Below are 18,520 nucleotides of genomic sequence, written 5' to 3'. Positions count from 1 at the left end.
TTTTATATTATGTAAATTGTTCTAATTCTGTTAATTGCTCGTTAGATAAACCTGCAGGTTTAAATCCAGCGGCCCAACACATCATTAACAGTTTTGCCCCTTTATTAGCAACATCTAAAAAGTCCCATGCTTTCATTACATCTGGAGCCGTAGCTGTTGCACCGTGTTTTTCCCAAAGCGATACATTTCTAGTTTTAAACGCATCAATTGTAACTTTTGCTAATGCTGCTGTACTAGATAAAGCATAAGGCGTACAGTGAATACCTTTAGGTACAAATACTTTAACCTCAGGACACATCATCCAAATTTGTCTGTTTAATTCTTCTTCATCATCAAATAACTCATGGTGACTCATACAAATTAATTCTAATGGATGTGTATGTACTACTGCTAAGTTTTCTGGGTGATGTTGGGAATTAAAGAGGTGAATACTTGCATGAGAAATCAATTCGCAAGTTGGTCCGAAGTTAGGACGATTCCCTCCCCATATGATAGAATATGCTGTTGCAGCTTCATTTATATAAAGGATACAAGACACTTCTTCTAATTTATCTACTAAATCTCTTAAATAACAACCTGTACCGGTAATGTATAAAACAAACCCTCCTGCTTCTTTAGGAAAATCGAAAGGCACTTCTTCACCTATTCCTTTTACTTCGTCTTTCGAGAAAAAAGAAGTTAAATTCATTGAAATATTACCTGCATTTCGTTCTGCCCATTCTCTTTGCCATAAGTAGCCTGCTACAGTAGATACTTTTTTTAATTCTGCCTCTACTTCTATTGGAAGTTTTAAAGTTTTCATAGTATTTAATTATGTTTATGTCACAAAAATAGTTAACCTATATCATCAAATAAATATTCAAAATCTGTATTTTCGTATCTAATTCAAACATTGTTAGAAAATGAAGTTTGTAAAAAGCATTGAATTAGGAGATCCTTCTTCTAACAAACAAAATTTTATTGACCTTAGATTAAGGCTCATGTGTTGCCGCTATTGGTTACTAGATTTGTGGGATTGCCACGATATGGTATTTCCGTTCTGGAGGTTATATTGGAATAAGAATGAAGGTGGCCAATTAATTCATCAAAACACAGTGTACGAGATGGATGCGAACCACATTTATATTATACCACCGTTTACATCATTTTCTTCTCAGTTCAAAAAAAATCATAGATATAGTACGGGAATTCATGTTTCTGGAAAGCAATTCAGCCATAACATTAATGAAAAGGATTATTTAGAACATTCGTTAATTCATTTTTTTATTCATTTTAATCTTGGTGTCCCTTTTGATAGTGTATATCCTGGTATTTTAAAAATTGAAATGACCGACTATTTAAAAGAGCGTTTGGAATATTTAACCGACCGATTAAAATTAGAAAACAAGGATTTTAAACTGACTTTCAATTTAAAACTACAAGCCTTTATTAAAGAAGCCTTAACCAATATTGGTCCTGAATTATGGAAAACCACTATTATTGATGAACGGGTTTTAAAAGTGATTCGATATGTAGAAGCTAACATTGAAAAAAAGCTAAAAAACACAGACATGTCTTCTTTAATTAACATGGCTCCCAATTCGTTTGCTCGACTCTTTAAGGAAGAAATGCAGATAACGCTACATAATTTTATTCAAAATAGAAAAATTGCTAAATCCTGCGAACTCTTTGAACATACCGACAACTCGATTGAAGAAGTAGCATATAATTTAGGATTTTCTGACAGGTATCATTTTTCTAGAGTATTTAAGGCCGTAACAGGACTTACTCCAGCAGTTTATAAATCTGGGAGATATACTTAAACAATACACTTGCATTTACATCAGATTGATAATTTTTTAAAATCACGTCTACTACACTCCTAGCGTTTTAGAAGCATCCTAAGATTTTTCTAAGCTATGAAGCGTACAAACACACGGTTTAAAAAAGTTATTTTTTCGTCATACTCTACAACTAAACGCTTTCCATGTTGAAAACGTATTATTATCAAGACTAACAAAACTAAAATTCACTTTTACACGTCCAATTTCAAAACGCTAAACAACAAATCTTCAAAATCAGTTTTATTACCATAAACGCGTCTTAAAAAAACACCAAAACAACTGTAATTGTTTAAATTATACATAAAATAGTTAGTTATGGATAAAACTTTTTGAAGTCATATCTTTAAGTTTGATAGTACAAGACCATATTTATTTTTTTAAACCACAGTTTACGCCTTACCTAGACTGAAAAAAATAAATTAAAAACAGAGTATAACAAACAAACGTTTAAATATAAATGGGTTTAACCATTTGTATTTATGCACACTAAATTTAAAGACATTATGAAACCATTTGAACAGTTTATTAACGGAAAGTTCGTCACATCTACATCTACAGATGTTATTGAAATTTTAAATCCTTGTACAGAAGAAGTCCTATCCTTAATGCCTGTAGGAAGTGTTAAAGATGCCGATTTAGCTTTAGAAGCAGCCGAAGCGTCTCAACACGCTTGGAAATCTTTAACCGCAATAGAACGTGCCAAATACTTACATCAAATGGCAGATGTAATTCGTGATAATCGCGTAGCGCTAGCAGAAACGCTTGCCAAAGAACAAGCCAAAGTTATTGGTTTAGCACAAGTAGAAATAGATGTGACAGCAGATTATTTTGATTATAATGCAGGTTGGGCAAGACGTATTGAAGGAGAAATTATACAAAGTGATAGACAAAAAGAGCATATCTTTTTACATAAAGCCCCTATTGGTGTTGCGGTTGGAATCCTGCCATGGAATTTCCCTTTCTTTGTTATGGCAAGAAAAATTGCGCCGTCATTAGTCACAGGAAATACCTGTATAATTAATCCAAGTTCTGTTGCTCCTAATACAGTCATGCAATTTGCTCAATTAATAGAAAAATTAAATGTTCCCGCAGGAGTTCTAAACTTTGTCTGTGGTAAAGGAAGTATCGTTGGGAATGCACTTTCTAAAAGTCCGATTACTGGAATAATTAGCTTAACAGGTAGTGTTGGTGCCGGTCAGAAAATTATGGAAGCTGCCGCAGAAAACATTACCAAAGTATCTTTAGAATTAGGAGGAAAAGCACCAGCAATTGTTTGTGCCGATGCTAATTTAGATTTGGCCGTAAATGCCGTAGTGAGTTCTAAAATTATATTTAGCGGACAGGTTTGTAATTGTGCAGAACGCGTTTATGTAGAAGATGCTATATATGATGAATTTATGGACAAAGTCACAAAAAAGTTTTCAGAAATTAAAGTTGAAGATGCCTTTGCAACAAACAATCCAGATATGAGTAGTTTGGTGAATAAAGATCAATTAGATAAAATTTCTGAAATGGTTGAATATGCTAAAAAAGAAGGTGCAGAAGTTGTTGTGGGCGGCCAAAGATCTAGCCAGTTTGATAAAGGATATTTCTACCAACCAACCCTACTTACTAACGTAACTCAAAATATGCAGGTCATACAAGAAGAAGTTTTTGGCCCTGTATTACCAGTAATGACATTTTCTACGTTAGACGAGGCTATTGCTTTATCTAACGATTGTCAATACGGACTAACCTCATCCATATTCTCAGAGAATTTTAATAAAGTTATGCATGCGTCTCAAGAATTACAATTTGGAGAAACATACATTAATAGAGAACATTTTGAAGCCATTCAAGGATTCCATGCCGGATGGAAAAAATCTGGATTAGGTGGTGCAGATGGTAAACATGGTATGGAGGAATACCTTCAAACCAAAGTGATATATGCTCAGTATAGATAATAGCAAATCAAGAACATGTTTCATTTTATAATGAATCCCGTTAAAATAGTTAGATCTATTTCAACGGGATTTTTTTTTATCAGATGTCGGAGCTTAATGTATTACATAACAGCACCTTTATAGCATACATTACATTAATTCGAGTTAAAATATAATATATAGAAATCACATATTGTAATGGTTTTATTAATAAATGCGTTAAATTAAAATGTTTATTTTGTTAAAAAATCTAAATTAACAATTAATCCAATAAACAGCGGTTCTTAATTTAAAAGCTCTAATTTGCGCCAAATTAAAAACCAACACCATATGAAATTTATAAAAAAAGTAAGTGTATTATTTATTTTTGCACTTGCTATGACCACAGTTAATGCGCAAAAATTAAAATCGTTCGAGAGTTCTATCGAGAAAAAAGTAGGTCCAGTTACTAAAAAATTACCATACACAGATGTGATTAGTTATTTAGGACACGCTGCTCCAGGATCTGAGGACGAAGTTAAAGATGGTAAGAAATTTTACTACATCTATGTATGGATTCCTGCTGTTGCTCCAGAATTAGGATTAAGAATGATGTCTCCTGCTGGAAGTGCAAAAACTAAAAATGCTATTATTGGCGCTGGGTATGAAGACAACAAAGATTCTGAAGACTTCTTTGACACTTACATTACTTTAGAAAGATCTAGTGTATTTACAGCAGACAAAATTGCTGATTCTGCAAGTGCAACTTGGACTAAATTAGCAAGTAATGACGATAGTAGTGAAATGCCTAAACAACCTAGTGGAAGCTCTTACAACTCACTTTTACGTTACGAAAGTCAAACTGGAGATCCTTTAAAAGCATTAACTAAAGGATTATACAGAATTGGATTTACAACTTACAAAACAGGTGAAGTAAATGGAACGTTCCTTGCTCAAATAGGTTCTCCTGTAAAATTACCAGGCGTTGTAATGTCTAATACTATTGAAGGCTTATTAGAACAAATGAAATAATTTTTATTTTAATTATATAAAAAATCCAAGTCTTCCGACTTGGATTTTTTTGTTTTTCTATATCTCGATAAACGGTTTGCTTCACACTATTTTTTAAGAAGCATCTTTAATTTAAATATTGAAAGTGTAGCCAATATTATCGCGATAATAACCAACATCATCGCTGGTTCTGGTCTTGCAAAGAACTCCATTATTAGTCCTCCAACCATAGTAGACAACAATAAAAAATAGGCTAATTTCCCTAAGTTAACTGTGTGCTTTACAGTATATATAATAAGTAATATAGCAACAATAAGCTCTACAATACCTGTAAATATTCTAAATACATTTGGATCTAATGGTACTAAGGTGGCAAATTGCTTAAATCCTTGTAAACTTTTTTCTGCGCCTAAAAGCTTAGGAATGGCGAAAAAAAGCATCAATCCTGCTGCAACTAAATTACTAGCTTTATTTATTTTTTGTGATGTATTCATTGATAAGTATTTAAATTAATAGTTCTATTATATTGAGCGTTTCATGTTTCTAAATAACATGACGCTTTTCTTAAAGTTTCAGAGAAGATTGATTTCTGATTTTGAGTCTTTGAAAATTGATGTAGTCTAATTCGAACTGAGCGATACGAAAATATAATTAAACACATAATAGCATATTAACAGAGCTATTCCTGGCAGCATCATTATAGTAAACACCAATTTTCCATGTTAATTATTTAAAATAATTTCGCACACCATAACTCGCTAACACGCCTTCTCCTGTTGCTGCGGCGACCTGAGCAATAGCGCCTTCCCTACAATCTCCTGCAGCAAAAACACCTTTTACACTGGTTTCGCCTAAGGCCGTAGTTTTAATAAATCCTCTAGCATCTAAATCGATAAAATCTTTTACGTTTTGTGTATTTGGAATTAGACCAATAAAAATAAATGAACCATCGGCATGTAAAGCTTCAACTTCGCCTGTCTCATTATCTTTAATTTCTAAGCCTTTAAAATTTCCGTTTTCATCTTTTATAAATGCCACAGATTCCTTATTCATATAAGTCTCAATATTTTTAATGCTAGGCAATTTATCAATATAGGTTTCTGAAGCTGAAAATGTTTTACTTCGGTTAACGATACTTACTTTTTTACAAAATCCTGATAAAAATATACCTTCTTCTAAAGCACTATTTCCGCCACCAATAACAATAATTTCGCGATCTCTGTAAAATGCACCATCACATGTAGCACAAAAATGCACACCACCACCAATAAGATCGGCTTCATTCGGTATTCCTAATAATCTGTAAGTAGACCCTAAAGCAAGGACAACACTTTTACTGACATATTCGCCCATATTAGTTTCTAAAACAAATTCATTTCCTTTTTTGTGTATTTTATTTACAGCAACACCCGTTTCTATTTTAGCGCCATAGGTTTTAGCTTGTTCAGACATTTTAGTCATTAAATCTGGCCCAGAAATATTTGTAAAACCTGGATAGTTTTCAATCTTTTCTGTTAAAAATGCATTCCCACCAATATTCTTTTTTTCAAGAATTAAAGAATTAAATCTATCGCGTTGAATATAAATTGAAGCTGTCAATCCTGCTGCACCAGCACCAACAATTACAGTATCGAAAACCGTCTGTTCTGCTTCTTTACCAATATCTAAAACCGTTTTTAAAATAGAATTATCTGGATTGGTATAGGAAGTCTCGTTAATAAATACAGTAGGAATTATACGTTTTCCGTTATTGGTTTGCTCTACTAAATCTGCTGCCCATTTGTTTTTATCAACTTCAATGTATTGAAAATTAATTTCGTTATTTTGAAGATAAGCTTTGGCTCGCTGACAATCTGGACACCAATCTGCACCATACAATTTTATAACGCCTTGCTTATTAATCCCTAATAGATTTGCCAAAGTTGCATTATCTGGATTTGTAAATGGTTTGTCGTTTATAATTACTGTTGGAATAATACGTTTTCCCTTATTTATTGCTTCAACTTTCGCTGTAGCTTCTTTATCTAAATCGACATCAATAAAATTAAAATCTATGTTGTGTTCTTTTAAATATGCTTTTGCTCTTTGACAATCTGGACACCAATCTGCGCCATATAAATCTATTGTATTCATATACTGTTCTGTTTATGTTAGTGAGTTGTTCTTAAAATGAATTGGAAGTTTATTTATTCAAGCTCCAGTTGTAATCCTTATACTTTACTTTAGCATTTGCATTAATTTTGATTGTACTATAGCTGTTCAGAAAATCGATTATACTACCATAGGATTTAAAATCGCCAGAAAACCAATCAAAAATCTTTGAAATTTCAACAGCATCTTTAGAAATTGTATTCTTTGAAGTGTCGTTTACAAAATGACGTGCTGCAACGTCTAACTGATTGTCTAAAGTGTCTGCTTTATAAGCCACGTTTAATAAATTTGGACAAGAATACGAAGCACAATTAATAGCAAAATGAATTCTAGGTTCATTCATTTTACGAAGAATTTTATGTTCAATATCTCCTAAACTATAGGTCTTATTGGCTATGATAATAAATTCTTGATCCCAAGGATTCTTAATATCTTTTATACTCTTAACAGGATAATTATCTAGAATTAATTTCACTGTAAAGGCATTGTAGGCATTAATCCAATACGCTAACTTTTCATTTTTAGTCCACGATTCTGAAGGCGCATGGGTTTTTAAAACGTTTAAATAATCTTGAAGTTTATCTTCGTCTGTTTTAAAACCTTCGTAATTTACGTGCCCATGTTCTGAAACATGTTTCTGAAGCAAATCGTCCCAGACATCATGATTTACAGATTGAGACCACGCCTCTAAACTCTCGTTAAGATATTCACTTACAGCATATAAATACGCTGTATTATTAGAATTTGAAAAGACCATTGTTGGAATTAAGAACAGGAATAAAAGATAATTTTTCATTAAAGTGATTTATTATAAAGACGCTAGTTTTTTAAGTTCCTAACAAATAAAAATTTAAGATTTGTTTTTAAGATACGCTTTAACCCGCATTTTTAAGATTAAAATTTAGTAATACACCAGAGTATTAACATTTAAATGTCAGGAATGGAAATTAGTTTCGTCTGTGTATTAGATATTACTTTAACCCTTTTAAACAGACAATTTAAAACGGGAATATTATAATAATCATCTTAAAAAAACACTTTAGATTAAAATCATTATTTTGAATACTTTTGGCACAACACAAATCAATTGAATTCTAAAAAATTAAGATAATTGCTATAACTCAAGAGCTATTTTAGTTTAACGTGAGATATTAAAAACAGTAAACTATGTTTATATTAGATGCTAATGCTACAGATAAATTGGCGCATTACTTACAAAAAAATAAATGGTTGTCTCATGAAGACCATATTATATCTTGCACCAAAGCTGGCGAAGGCAACATGAATTATGTCTTACGTATAACCACCAATCAGGGCTCGTTTATTATAAAGCAATCTCGTGGGTATGTAGAAAAGTATCCACAGATTAAAGCGCCAGAAAAACGTGTTCTCACAGAAGCAGCATTCTATACTAAAATAAACACCTTAGCAGATCTTAAAACACAAATGCCAGACATACTGGGTTTAGATTCTGAAAACAATATTTTACTCTTAGAAGATTTAGGACAAGCAAAAGATTTTAACATTTTATATCAAGCAAATCAAACCCTTACAGAAAACAACATCGATGTATTGGTACAGTATCTTAATTTGTTACATGAAAATTTTTATAAAGCAGATCCTGATAACGAATTAGCGAATACAGAGATGCGTAAATTAAATTACGAACACATCTTTAATTACCCCTTTTTAGAAGAAAATGGCTTCGACTTAGACACTATTCAAGACGGTTTACAGACTTTAGCTTTAAAGTACAAGAAAGATACAGTTTTAAAACAGAAAATAGCACAATTAGGCACCCATTACATGGCAAAAGGCCCATATTTATTACATGGCGATTTTTATCCTGCCAGTTGGCTTTCTACCGCTCAAGGCATTAAAATTATAGATCCAGAATTTTGTTATTATGGTTTAAGAGAGTTTGATTTAGGCGTATTAATTGCACATTTATATTTATCTAATCAGTCGCAAGAGATTATCCATTTAGCTAAAACAAAATACCTTAATTTTAATGAATTAGATGAAGGTATTTTAAATGGATTTATTGGTGTAGAAATTATGCGCCGTTTGATAGGTTTAGCTCAATTACCATTACAATCGGACCTTAAAAACAAAGAAAAACTCTTAGCATTTGCCTATCAATTAATAACTACATAAGGATACAAATTAAATATTGCCATGCATTACACATGGCATTACAACACAGACTAAAAACACAATTGAAAATAAGATCTTGTGTTTTTAGTCTGTGTTTTTTTTATACAAAATTTTCTAAATGAGGTTCCCAACTGTAAGCATTATACTTAAGCGTATAGGTATTATTTTCAATTTGCAACACTTTGTTTAACATCCGTCTTACACCTTTTAAACCTCCAAAATCACCTTGAAACCAGAATAGCAATTTAGAGGTTTGCACTGTATTTGTATTGCTGTTTATGGAAGTCTCTGAAGACAAAAAAGAATACATGGCATTATCTAATTGTTCATCAAGTTTATCTAAAGTGTAAAATGCGATAGGCGGACAACTTTTAGCGCCACAATTTAAAGCAAAATGGATGCGAAAATCTATGGTTTGGACTGCTAATGCCTTGATTAAAGCAGACACAAACGGATTTTGAATATAGCCTAAACTTTTCTTCCATCTGTATTTTCTTAAAATACCATGTTCAATATCATCTAAACTAAATTGTGAATGTGCAATGTTCACAGATTTTATTTTAAAAATATGCTTGCCTTGTGTCTGATTTTGAGTAGCTAGTATTTGAAAATACGCGTTATAGATATTTATCCAAAACGTTTGTTTTGCTTGATCTGTAGTTAATTGAGATTGCAAATCTTTCAGAGATAAATTACCCAAATCCTGTTCTAAAGATTTGGTATCTTCATTAAGTTTAACATGAAGTAATAATGTACCTGAAAGCGTAATTATAGAGTTTGAATTTGACATGAAACCAAAACGATCTTAAATATTAATTTAAAAATTAGTCGTTACGATTACAGAAAACAAACTATTTATTTATATAATCAAATCTTAAAATATTCCCCTTGTCTTTCTTCCCTTCATTAGAAATATATAAATCTCCATTGGGTGTAAAAAAGATACCTTCTGGCTGTATAAAATGGGAATAATCTAAATTATATTTGTTTAATATTTCTCCATCTAAACTCATTTCTATCATAAGTTTACCAACTGTAGAAATCACAAATAAGGTATTTGTTTTTGGATGAATAGCTAAACCACTCGGGGCAAAATCATGCTTTTTATCCTTATACTTAAAATGCTCTTTTGAAATGGTAAATGCAGGAGTTTTTTCTAGTGTATTTGTATTCAAATCAAACTCGTAAATCACATTATAATCCTCATCATCTATTTCTACCTCTTCTTTGCACGCTATTAATAGACGGTTTTTGTCAGCGTCAAAAAACAAACCTTCGGTATCCTGCTTTTCGCTTAAAAAGGTTTTAAACGTTTCTACTTTAGGCTTCTTTTTAAAGTTTTTTATCTGATAGATCGTACCATTAGATTTTAAAACATAAATAGCATCTTCCGTGATTGCTAAATCTTCATAATCGCCATCCTTTCCAAACTTATAGGTTTCTTCTAAATCTTTTGTTTCTAGATTATAATCGTATAATTTACCTTCTTCATCATTAATACTTAATATATGCGGAAAATTTAGAATAGAAATCCCAGAAATCTCAACCAGTTTTTTAGGCATTTCCCATATTTTAGAAGGCTTGCTTAATTGATAATTTGTAGTGGTATTCAATTCTGCATTCGGATTTTTACACGTCCAAAAAAACAACAGCAAAAACACTTTTTTAAACATAATATTAAGTTTACGAATTAAAAATAAGCGTGAATTTAAGGTTTTCTTCCTAGAACAGAGCATTTGTAATTAGAATCTTCAATACAAGACGTTAAAAGTATTACTAATAGAAAAGCGATAACTTTCAATGGATTTGGTGTTAAGTAAACAATGATTAAGACTATAGTCTTATAATCATACCACGGCTTTTTCCAACTTCTCCTGCTTTTCCTAGCGTATTAAACTTCCAACTAAAGCCCAACATAAAATATTGTTCTAATACAGTACTTTGTCTATCTTCTATATAATTTTGGTTAATTACACGTCGGGAATTGTTGTTCTGATTTAACAAATCGTAAGCTTTTAGTGTTATAGACCCCTGATCCTTTAAGACGGAATAAGCCAAAGTAGAATTCCAAAACCAGACACTTTTTTCAAAACCATCGGCTATATTTGGATTATAATTATAATTAATACTATTACTCCATTCTAATTTTTTAGCGATATAATGTGTAGAATTAATATACAATCTATGTTCTGTATATTCCTGTGTATTAAACACATCAATATCAAACGAATTATGTTTAAAGTCAACATTATAATACGTACTGAATTCCATAACATCCTTCCAATTAAATGACAACCCTAAACTTGGACCTACAGAATTTATAAGCGATGCATATTTTACGTCGTTAGTAAAATTTATATATCTGGTTATTGAGTGTGATATACCAACCCTGATGTTTAAGGTTTTTAAGCTGTCTATTTTAACGCGTTTATTAATACCAGCATTGTTATATAAGTTATAATTTCCATTAACATTTTCATAGGTTGTTACCTGAACTAAATCTTCGTTAACGGTGGTTTTAGACACAATAGCATCATTTTTAATGCTTGCATAAGTATATAGGTTAAGCCCAAAACCTTTCTGAAAATTATTTTTATTAAAGTAAATATTAAAATTATGGTTATCTGTTGGACTTAAATCGGGGTTCCCTACAACTATATCTAACGGATCTGTAACATCTACAAAGGTTTCTAGTTGATTAAGAGCTGGCGCATCGTTAGTTAAATTATACCTTAAGCCTAATCTGGTTTTGGGACCATTATAATTTAAACGGTACTGAACTGCTGCTGCATTAAAATGACGCTTTAAATCAAATTCAGGGCGCAATGCATCTTTGTTTTCCAAGGTTCTAAAAATGTAATCTGTTTTTAAAGACGTACTCCATTTTTCTTTTTTATACTCCACACTTGCGGTTGGGGTACTTGTGATATTGGCATACTCGTAATCTGAATTAAAAGCGGTATTTGTTGTGGGCTCATACTCTAAAGCATCATCATTATAATCAAAGGTTGTTCGCTTGTTTAATTTTGTATTATCTCGGTAACCATAACCAAAGTCTAAAAACAGAACTTTTTCTATTAAAGGTAAACGGTAAGTCGCAGCCGCTATAAATGTTTTGTCTGAATTATCGGTTTCTCGCAACTGATTTAAGGTTGTAGTTTCAGTAGTTTCTCCCAATATATTTACCTCATTTTCCAATTCATTTTCATCATCGGTTTGAATCGTCCTATAAAATACATCTAGTTTTAAGAATGATCCTTTTTCTCCTAACCGTTTTGTAATGTTGATATTATTCTGAAATTCGGACTCATCGGTTTCTGTAAACGAACGGCTAGAAGAATTGTTTATGGCTGCGCCATCCTCATCATAAGAATCTTGATTCTCCCGATACATGTTGGTCCTATTTATTTTTCTAAGCTGTGGTTTTAACGTTATTAATAAAGTAGAATCTATTTTAAATTTAAAATTGGAGTCGATAGTATGCTGATCTGCATGCTGTACAGAATTTGAATATGAATTGGTAAAATACCGACTGTCTGGCAAAATATTTTCTCGCTCTGAAACTATTTCATTTTCATTTTGCGTATTGGAACCAAAATAATTAGCTGAAGCTTCTACCGTTTCCCCCCAATCATCAACATAATTAAAGCCATAATTTTTAGACGTTATAACACCTTCGAGATCGTAATTAAAAATCTGACTGTTGGTATCATAAGACGCTCTTCCTCCAAACATTTTATCAATTTCACCATAACTAAAACCAGGTTCATTAATATTGTTGGTTCCCACTAAAGCACTTATTCGTAAATCGTCGTTAAATTGATTGTACATTCCGGCTAACTGATACCGCTCGTCTGTCCCTCCACCGGCTGCTAATCGTCCGAAGACTCCTTTATTATTTTCTTTTTTAATAACTAAGTTTACTGTTTTATTTTCACCTTCACCTGCTTCTCCCGCAAAAGCTTCTGAATCTGTTTTAGTATCTGAGACCTGAATTTTTTCAATAATATCTTTACTTAAGTTTCGCGTGGCAATTGTAGGATCGTCTCCAAAAAACGACTTGCCATTAACCAATACTTTATTAACCGTCTTTCCGTTTATTTTTATACTACCATCTGCCCCTACTTCTACTCCAGGCAATTCCTTTAATAAATCTTCTATATTCGCATCTTTTTTAGTCTTAAAAGATTTCACATTAAACTCTAAAGTATCTTTTTTTATAGTAACAGGAGCTTGAGATTTTATTAAAACAGCATCTAGCTCTGAGGTATTTGAAGACAATTTAATAATACCTAAATCTAATTTAGACTGATCTAACTTAACTTTTTTTTGGTAGGTATTATACCCCATAAACGAGACATATAAATTAGCTTGTGTATCACTCGTTTTATTCTCTAAAGTAAAAGCGCCCTTATTATTAGAAATGGTATACGTAATTAAAGTACTATCTGTTTCGCGTTGTAGATACACCGTAGCAGCTTCTAGTGGTAAATTGTCTTCTTCGGAAGTTAATACTCCTGAAATTTCAAAGGCATGCTGTTGGGCGTATATTATATTAAAAAAACACAAAGCAAAGAATACAAGCAAATTTTTCATGGAACTGAAATGAGGTAGTTTTTCTTATTTATTATAATATTAATCTAAAAATAGTATAAAAAACTACAGTATCAACTCAAAATGAGCTATTTGTAACATAAAACAAGTATAACGTATGTTCTGTATGATTTATAAACTTACAGCTATGGTTTCTTCATTCTAGTGAAGATAATTTGTAAAGCCTAAATTCCTATTTCAGTGTAGAACCACATCTGTTATTTATTATAATTTTTAATGGAAAATTAAAACATAATAAACTCATCCTATTTAAAATATTAAACGGGATGAGTTTTTAATTTGCTATTAAATAAGTGGTATAGTATAGGATTCTAATTACCCATGAATTATAAAATTTAATTCCAGAAGCCTTCTATTTCTTCTAAAGACTTCCCTTTAGTTTCTGGTATAAATTTATACGTCACAAACACAATTACTAAAATAAAAGCTATAAAAATAAAGTATGGCAACGAACCATTCCAAGGTGCCTGAACATTGGTTTCGCTCCCCATTACTACAGGAAAAGATTGCGAAACCATATAGTTGGCTGCCCACTGTGCAGATACCGCTACAGACATGGCTAAACTTCTTATTTTATTAGGAAACATTTCTGAAAGTAAAACCCAAACTACAGGGCCCATAGATAATGCAAAAGAGGCAATAAATAATAATACGCCAATTAGCGATAACATCCCAACTTGTTGTTGCTGCAACGTAACTCCTAAGAGTAAAAAACCAATAATCATTCCAACCGAACCAATGTAGAGTAATGGTTTTCTTCCAAATTTATCCACAGTAAACATCGCAACAAACGTGAATACTAAATTAACAAATGCTAATAGAATTTGTTGTGCAAGCACATCTTCCTTCCCAAAACCGAGTGCTTTTTCAAAAATATCTGCGCCGTAATACAGCACCGCATTAATACCTGTAAACTGTTGTAAAACAGAAAGCACGGTACCTATTACAATAATTGCTAAAATAGATTTCGAAAAATAATTTACTTTAATATTTTGTTTAGTTTCTTGCAATGAATCTTTTATTAACAGGATCTCCTTTAATGCCAATTCGTTACCATTTATTCTTTTTAAAATAGCTAACGCTTCGTCATCTTTTCCTTTTAAAGCCAACCATCTCGGACTTTTAGGAACTACAAATAATAGTACTAAAAATGATATGCTAGGAATTAATTCAGACCAAAACATACGTCGCCATCCAAACGCTATATTCTCTTCAAGTGTTAAGGTTGTACCTATAAAATAGGTTGCTAAAAACACTACAAAAAATCCAATAACAATAGCTAACTGATAATACGTCACCATACGACCTCTAATATTAGTCGGTGCAATTTCGGCAATGTACATAGGTGCATTCATAGATGCTATACCAATACCTAAACCTCCCAAAATTCTAAAAAACACCAACATACTTACAGATTGTGGAAAGAGTTCTGGTAAACCTGAACCGTAGGCGGATAATGTAAATAATATAGCCGAAATAATTAGAGACCACTTTCTTCCTATTTTAATACTTAATGGTCCAGCAACGATAGCCCCTACAAAACACCCCAGTAATGCGCTACCTACAACCCAACCTTTTAAAGCATCACTTAAACCAAAGTGTTCTGTAAGATAAAATTGAGCACCATTAATAACTCCTGTATCGTAACCAAAAAGCAAACCTCCTAGAGCCGAAACTGCAGCAATTAGTAGTAAATAAGCACCTTTTTTCATGTTTTATTTTTTTTATTAGAATGATATTTGAACTAATTCATGTTTAACGAATTAATAATCTGTATGTATAATATAGGTATTTTGAATTACATTTAGTCTAAACTAAACGTTGTTGAAAGCTTGGCATTGGAATCTCCACCTAAAAAGACATCAAATTCGCCAGGTTCTATAATATATTCGCCTTGACCGGTATAAAATCCAAGCTCGGCTTCAGTCAGTTCAAAAGTTATTGTTTTAGTTTCTTGAGGTTCTAATGCAACCAATTCAAACCCTTTTAATTCTTTCACGGGTCTTACCGTAGAAGCATATTTATCATGAATATAAAGCTGTACAACTTCCTTTCCTTTTACTTGTCCGGTATTGGTTAACTCTACAGTCACTGTAATATGTCGAGCTGCAGTTTTTTGTGTCGTTAAATTTTTATAAGTAAAAGATGTGTAGCTTAATCCATATCCAAACGGATATAAAGGCGCGTTACTTTCGTCTATATAATGAGACCAAAATACCACATCGTTAGTTTCTCCATCAGGTCTTCCTGTACTTTTGTTATTATAAAATATAGGAACTTGTCCTACGTTTTTAGGGAACGTCATTGGAAGTTTTCCACTTGGGTTATAATCACCATATAACACTTGGGCAATAGCATTACCACTTTGCACACCTAAATGCCAAGCTTCAACTATTGCCGGTATATGTTCTGCTGCCCAAGGAATTGCTAAAGGTCTTCCGTTGGTTAAAACCAGAACAATATTTTGATTGACTTTATAAATTTCCTCTAAAAGACTTTGTTGTACTCCTGGCAAATCAATTTGTGTTCTACTTCGTGCTTCACCGCTTTGTAAACCATGTTCTCCTAAAACCATAATTACAACATCTGAAGTTTTTGCTACAGAAATAGCTTCAGAAAAACCAGATTTATCAGTTTCATTTACTGTGACCTCATGTGCAAAAGACAACTTTGAATCTGCTGTTAAAACATCTGCACCTTTCGCATATGTTACCGTATTATCGCTATACGCAGCTAGCCCTTCTATAACTGAAACCGCAGTACCATCGTCTGCTGCGATTCTCCAATTTCCAAGCGGACTCGTTTTATCGTTTGCCAAGGCTCCTATTAAGGCAATCTTTTGTCCCTCTTTTTTTAACGGTAATAGGTTGTTTTCGTTTTTAAGCAGCACAATTGATTTTTTAGCCATATCTAAAGCATCATCATGAAAGGCTTTTTTACCTACTACTGTTTTCTCGTAGTCCGCGTCACAATATCTGTAAGGGTCTTCAAATAGTCCCAATTCAAATTTTACTCTTAATATGCGTCTTGCGGCATCGTCTATAAGCGCTTCTTCGACTTTGCCCTCCTTAACTAATTGCGCTAATTCTTTGACATAAGCACTAGATTCCATATCCATATCGGAACCTGCTTTTACAGCCAATTCAGCCGCTTGTTTATCAGAATTGGTGTACCCATGTGTAGTCATTTCTCCAATCGAGCCCCAATCTGAAACAATAAATCCATCAAAACCCCAATCTCTTTTTAAAACATCGCGCTGAAGAAACACATTCCCTGTCGCAGGAATATCGTTCACCAAGTTAAACGCATTCATAAACGTTCTTACCCCAGCATCTGTGACTGCTTTAAACGGAGGAAATACAATATTATAAAGTGTTGATGTTCCAATATCTGCAGTATTATATTCACGTCCAGCTTCTGCAAACCCATAAGCTGCAAAATGCTTTGCACAGGCTGCAATTGTTTTTGGAGAAGATAAATCGTCTCCCTGAAAGCCTTGCACTCTAGCCACTCCAATTTTAGAACCTAAATACGGATCTTCTCCGGCGCCTTCCATAACGCGTCCCCAACGCGCATCTCTAGAAATATCAACCATAGGTGCAAACGTCCAATTTATACCAGAAGCTGCCGTTTCCTCTGCCGCATTTTCAGCAGACTTTTTTATGGTTTCTAAATCCCAACTTGCCGATTCTGCCAAAGGAATTGGACCAATGGTTTTAAAGCCGTGAATGACATCGTAACCGAAAATTAACGGAATTCCCAATCGGGTGTCCTCTACCGCTATTTTTTGAAGCGCTTTTATTTGTGCTACGCCCTTCACATTAAGCATGGAGCCTACTAAGCCTTTTTTTAAATCTTTATATTTGGAGTCCGCATCTTCCCCTGCCTTTGGCGATGGACCAGTCGCATCCCAAAACCCGCTATACTGATTCATTTGTCCAATTTTCTCTTCTAAAGTCATGAGGTTTAAAAGGCTATCAATACGCTTTTCATAATCCAATTGCATGCCATTTGATGTTGTGGTTGTCTTTGGAGTTACGCGATCTGGAGTCGATTTCTGGCACGATATGCTCATTAAAATCATATAAAATAAAAGGGCTTTTTTCATCTATCTGTTTTGTGATTTTGTGGTTGTAATAAAAGGATTATTATAACAAGAATAGTTATCCGGTTTAATACACTAAAGTTTGTAACGCATGAGGTAAAATCTCTAGAGCAACTTGAGTGTCATTTACTATAAAATTATATTTAATTGCATGATCTGTTTTATTCATAACAACAGTAACCATAGTACCATCTATATTTTTAAAGGTTGTACTTTCAATGGTACTTCTACTAGTTGTTGTACTTACTCTTTTAGCTTTTGGATGAATAAATTTTGAAAAGTGACCAATGTAATAATAGGCTGGTGTATAAATTAATTCTCCTGTTTTAGTATCTGCGTGTATTGGAGCAAAACATAAATTTCCAACATGATTTGGACCTCCATTTTCATCTAATAAAATATTCCAATCTGTCCAGCCGGTTACTCCATTATTAAAATCGTTAATCATAGAGTTTCCATAACGTTCTGCATTTGGCCAATACTGATATTTTTCTTGAGTAAATCCTTCATTACACCCTTCTGTAAACAAACTATTTTTAGTTGGAAATGATTCTTGTACATTATTTAAATTGTCATACATCGGGTCGCCTCCTGCCCAAGTTTCGTACCAATGAAACCCAATTCCCCATGCATATTTTGCTGCTTCTGGATCTTCAAAAATGGTATTCGCTCTATGAGACAGTAAATCTCTGTTGTGATCCCAAACCACAATATTTTTATCTGCCATGCCAGCTTTTTCCAAAGTTGGTCCTAAATAG

The 18,520-nt window shown here is 32.7% G+C and carries 14 protein-coding genes; 4 read left to right on the top strand and 10 right to left on the bottom strand.

The window, feature by feature from the left end:
• Window positions 1–7: 7 nt before the first annotated feature.
• On the bottom strand, window positions 8–802 hold the full coding sequence (gene rhaD / locus AST99_RS08560) for a rhamnulose-1-phosphate aldolase (protein ID WP_057781426.1): 795 nt from the start codon (window positions 800–802) through the stop codon (window positions 8–10).
• A gap of 100 nt (window positions 803–902) precedes the next feature.
• Here rhaD and AST99_RS08555 point away from each other — a divergent pair, with 100 nt between their 5' ends.
• From AST99_RS08555 to AST99_RS08545, 3 genes are all read left to right on the top strand, one after another.
• A complete protein-coding gene (locus AST99_RS08555; protein WP_057781425.1) occupies window positions 903–1,802 on the top strand; it encodes a helix-turn-helix domain-containing protein in 900 nt (299 codons plus the stop codon).
• 524 nt (window positions 1,803–2,326) lie between these two features.
• A complete protein-coding gene (aldA, locus tag AST99_RS08550) occupies window positions 2,327–3,766 on the top strand; it encodes an aldehyde dehydrogenase (RefSeq protein WP_057781440.1) in 1,440 nt (479 codons plus the stop codon).
• A 309-nt stretch (window positions 3,767–4,075) separates the two neighbouring features.
• Window positions 4,076–4,756, top strand: coding sequence for a Lipl32 family lipoprotein (locus AST99_RS08545; protein WP_057781424.1), 681 nt, complete (start codon window positions 4,076–4,078; stop codon window positions 4,754–4,756).
• Window positions 4,757–4,842: 86 nt separating this feature from the next.
• Here the strand turns inward: AST99_RS08545 and AST99_RS08540 are convergent, their stop codons facing one another.
• The 3 genes from AST99_RS08540 to AST99_RS08530 form a co-directional block, all read right to left on the bottom strand.
• Entirely contained in the window at window positions 4,843–5,229 is a 387-nt protein-coding gene (locus AST99_RS08540) for a DoxX family protein (RefSeq protein WP_057781423.1), read from the bottom strand.
• Between the two features lie 232 nt (window positions 5,230–5,461).
• Window positions 5,462–6,868 (bottom strand): FAD-dependent oxidoreductase, encoded by a 1,407-nt coding sequence (locus AST99_RS08535; protein WP_083495648.1) that lies wholly within the window; start codon window positions 6,866–6,868, stop codon window positions 5,462–5,464.
• Window positions 6,869–6,917: 49 nt separating this feature from the next.
• Complete coding sequence (locus AST99_RS08530) at window positions 6,918–7,682, bottom strand: DUF547 domain-containing protein (RefSeq protein ID WP_057781422.1); 765 nt, start codon at window positions 7,680–7,682, stop codon at window positions 6,918–6,920.
• Between the two features lie 371 nt (window positions 7,683–8,053).
• Here AST99_RS08530 and AST99_RS08525 point away from each other — a divergent pair, with 371 nt between their 5' ends.
• Window positions 8,054–9,043, top strand: a complete 990-nt coding sequence (locus AST99_RS08525) for a phosphotransferase (protein ID WP_057781421.1) — start codon at window positions 8,054–8,056, stop codon at window positions 9,041–9,043.
• Between the two features lie 100 nt (window positions 9,044–9,143).
• Here the strand turns inward: AST99_RS08525 and AST99_RS08520 are convergent, their stop codons facing one another.
• The 6 genes from AST99_RS08520 to AST99_RS08495 all read right to left on the bottom strand — a co-directional run.
• A complete protein-coding gene (locus tag AST99_RS08520; RefSeq protein WP_057781420.1) occupies window positions 9,144–9,833 on the bottom strand; it encodes a DUF547 domain-containing protein in 690 nt (229 codons plus the stop codon).
• Window positions 9,834–9,894: 61 nt separating this feature from the next.
• Complete coding sequence (locus AST99_RS08515; RefSeq protein WP_057781419.1) at window positions 9,895–10,716, bottom strand: SdiA-regulated domain-containing protein; 822 nt, start codon at window positions 10,714–10,716, stop codon at window positions 9,895–9,897.
• Between the two features lie 160 nt (window positions 10,717–10,876).
• Window positions 10,877–13,639: an outer membrane beta-barrel protein gene (locus tag AST99_RS08510; protein ID WP_057781418.1), complete on the bottom strand. Its 2,763-nt coding sequence runs from the start codon at window positions 13,637–13,639 to the stop codon at window positions 10,877–10,879.
• Between the two features lie 353 nt (window positions 13,640–13,992).
• On the bottom strand, window positions 13,993–15,369 hold the full coding sequence (locus tag AST99_RS08505; RefSeq protein WP_057781417.1) for a sugar porter family MFS transporter: 1,377 nt from the start codon (window positions 15,367–15,369) through the stop codon (window positions 13,993–13,995).
• 92 nt (window positions 15,370–15,461) lie between these two features.
• Window positions 15,462–17,765: a beta-glucosidase BglX gene (gene bglX, locus AST99_RS08500; RefSeq protein WP_057781416.1), complete on the bottom strand. Its 2,304-nt coding sequence runs from the start codon at window positions 17,763–17,765 to the stop codon at window positions 15,462–15,464.
• 64 nt (window positions 17,766–17,829) lie between these two features.
• Window positions 17,830–18,520 (bottom strand): glycoside hydrolase family 30 protein (locus tag AST99_RS08495; protein WP_198151440.1); only part of this gene is annotated, 691 nt, incomplete at its 5' end.

This window comes from Formosa algae, assembly GCF_001439665.1.
GTDB lineage: Bacteria > Bacteroidota > Bacteroidia > Flavobacteriales > Flavobacteriaceae > Formosa > Formosa algae.
This window is presented reverse-complemented; position numbering and strand designations above follow the sequence as displayed.